Source organism: Bradyrhizobium sp. PRIMUS42 (assembly GCF_023006515.1).
GTDB lineage: Bacteria > Pseudomonadota > Alphaproteobacteria > Rhizobiales > Xanthobacteraceae > Bradyrhizobium.
Map to the genome: position 1 here is coordinate 1 of NZ_JALBGZ010000881.1, position 2,297 is coordinate 2,297.

Annotated in this window: 3 protein-coding genes; all 3 read right to left on the reverse strand. The window is 65.3% G+C overall.

Annotated elements, in window-relative coordinates:
* Window positions 1-16 precede the first annotated feature (16 nt).
* The gene (ftsW, locus tag MOV75_RS35110) at window positions 17-1,168 is read right to left on the reverse strand and encodes a putative lipid II flippase FtsW (protein WP_246932039.1); all 1,152 of its coding nucleotides are present in this window, start codon (window positions 1,166-1,168) and stop codon (window positions 17-19) included.
* A 225-nt stretch (window positions 1,169-1,393) separates the two neighbouring features.
* Window positions 1,394-1,798, reverse strand: coding sequence for a hypothetical protein (locus tag MOV75_RS35115; RefSeq protein WP_246932037.1), 405 nt, complete (start codon window positions 1,796-1,798; stop codon window positions 1,394-1,396).
* Between the two features lie 2 nt (window positions 1,799-1,800).
* A partial coding sequence (locus MOV75_RS35120; RefSeq protein ID WP_309486994.1) for a glutamate ligase domain-containing protein occupies window positions 1,801-2,297 on the reverse strand: 497 nt, incomplete at its 5' end.

The following is a 2,297-nucleotide window of genomic DNA, read 5'->3' on the forward strand; positions in this document are numbered from 1 at the left end:
CGGGACACGGGAGCGGTTAGGCGTAACTCCGCATCGCGTCGGCGTGGCCGCTGGCCTCGACCTCGGTGCGGGGGCGCAGCCGCGTCAGCGCCAGCATCATGCCGACGCCATAGGCCAGCGACACGATCGAGGAGCCACCATAGGAGATGAAAGGCAGCGTCATGCCCTTGGCGGGGATCAGCTGAAGATTCACCGACATGTTGATTGCAGCCTGGACGCCGAACAGGATGGCGAGCCCTGAAGCCGCGAAGCGCGAGAACATGTCCTCATTGGCATAGGCGCGCGACAGCGTGCGGATGACGACGAAGGCAAACAGCGTCAGCATCGCAAGACACAGGATGATGCCGAACTCCTCGGCTGCGACCGCGAACACGAAGTCGGTGTGACTGTCCGGCAGGCTGCGCTTGGCGATGCCCTCGCCCGGCCCAAGCCCGAACCATCCGCCATTGTAGAAGGCCTCCATGGCGGTATCGACCTGGAAGGTGTCGCCCGAGGCAGGGTTCATGAAGCGCTTGATGCGGCCTGCGACATGCGGGACGAACAGATATGCGCTGAACAGCCCGGCCGCACCGAGGCCCGCCAGGCCAAACACCCAGATCATGCGCATGCCCGCGATGAAGAACAGCGAGCCCCACACCATCAGGATCAGCATGGTCTGGCCGAAGTCCGGCTCCATTACCAGCAGCGAGACCAGCATCAAGAGCAGCACCAGCGCCATCGAGGTCGCAGGCATCTCCGGCCGCTTGGTCGATTCCGCGAACAGCCAGGCGGCGATGACGACGAACGACGGCTTTGCGATCTCGGAGGCCTGGATGTTGACGCCGAGCAGCGTGATCCAGCGCCGCGAGCCCTTCACTTCGGGGCCGATCGCAAGCGTCAGCACGATCAGGATGATGCTGGCCGCGAAGATGATCAGGGCCGAGCGGCGGATCGCGCGCGGCGACAGGAACGACACCCCGAGCAGCACCAGGCAGGACGGGAGCAGGAACAGCACATGGCGGCTGAAGAAATGGAATGGATCGAGCCCGATGCGGGTCGCAACCGGCGGGCTCGCCGCCAGCGACAGGATCACGCCGGTCAGCATCAGCGCCAAAATGGCGCCCATCAGCGGCTTGTCGACGGTCCACCACCACTCGGAAAAGGGGGTGCGTTCTTCACGGGAGAGCATGGGCGGCCGCTTTCGGACAGAGGTCGGTCCATTGGTCGCCGAGGTTGGTTACCGGGGGGTTAAGGGGATCGATGAACTTGTAGAGAGTCTCTTGCCCCGGACGCAGCGCTGCGCCCTTGCGGTGCGCTGCAGAGCCGGGGCCCATTGCCGCTCCTGGGTCCCGGCTCTGCGGAGCGTCACTTCGTGCCGCACCGCGTCCGGGACACGAGACCTTGCGGAACTGCCCTATTCGTAATTGATCGTGACATCCCCAACGCGCTGGTCGCGTTTGTAAATTTGGACTGTCCCGGAAATGGACCCGATCCTGACGGCATGCTCGCTAATCCAAGCAACGCTGACATCCTGATGCTCGCGCACGCTGAGAAAGGTCGGCGTGCTCTCGGGCGAGAATGTCCGGCCGCGCGCCACGATACTGGCTTGCGTGCTGTCGGGCACCGTCGCGCCGCACGACTTCCAGACCACGACGACCAACTGGCTACCGCTTGGCGAGGCGAATGCGCGCTGGCGAACGACGCGGCATGCGCCGAATCCGCTCATGAGATTGTCGATGACGACAACGAAGACAAAGCCCGCGACGACCGGGACGGCAAGAGCAGCGACGGCAATTCCGATCCAGCGTTGCCGCGCCATCCTCACACCACCGGCTTCACACCCGGCAGCGCCTGCACAAGCTCGCGGAACTTGGTGCCGCGGATCTCGAAGTTGCGGTACTGGTCGAAGGAGGCGCAGGCCGGCGACAGCAGCACGACGGCGTCCTGCAAGCCCGACACCTCCGCATCGCGCGCGGCGTTCGCGACGGCGACGTCGAGCGTCTGGCTGATCTCGTGGGCGACCTCCGTGCCCAACGTGCCGGAAAACTCCGGCGCGGCCTCGCCGATCAGATAGGCTTTGCGGATGCGCGGGAAGAAGCCGGTCAGGCTGGTGATGCCGCCCGCCTTCGGCTTGCCGCCGGCGATCCAGAAGATGTCGGCGAAGGACGACAGCGCGTGCGCGGTGGCATCCGCATTGGTCCCCTTGGAGTCGTTGACGAAGAGCACGTTGGCGCGGCGGCCGACCTGCTCCATGCGGTGTGCCAGTCCCGGAAAGCTGCGCAGGCCGTCCTGCAACACGTCCTGGCTGATGCCCATCG

Coding starts and splice junctions, on each gene's coding strand:
- MOV75_RS35115 (WP_246932037.1), bottom strand. CDS start 1,798: ATGGCGCGGCAACGCTGGATCGGAATTGCCGTCGCTGCTCTTGCCGTC.
- ftsW (WP_246932039.1), bottom strand. CDS start 1,168: ATGCTCTCCCGTGAAGAACGCACCCCCTTTTCCGAGTGGTGGTGGACC.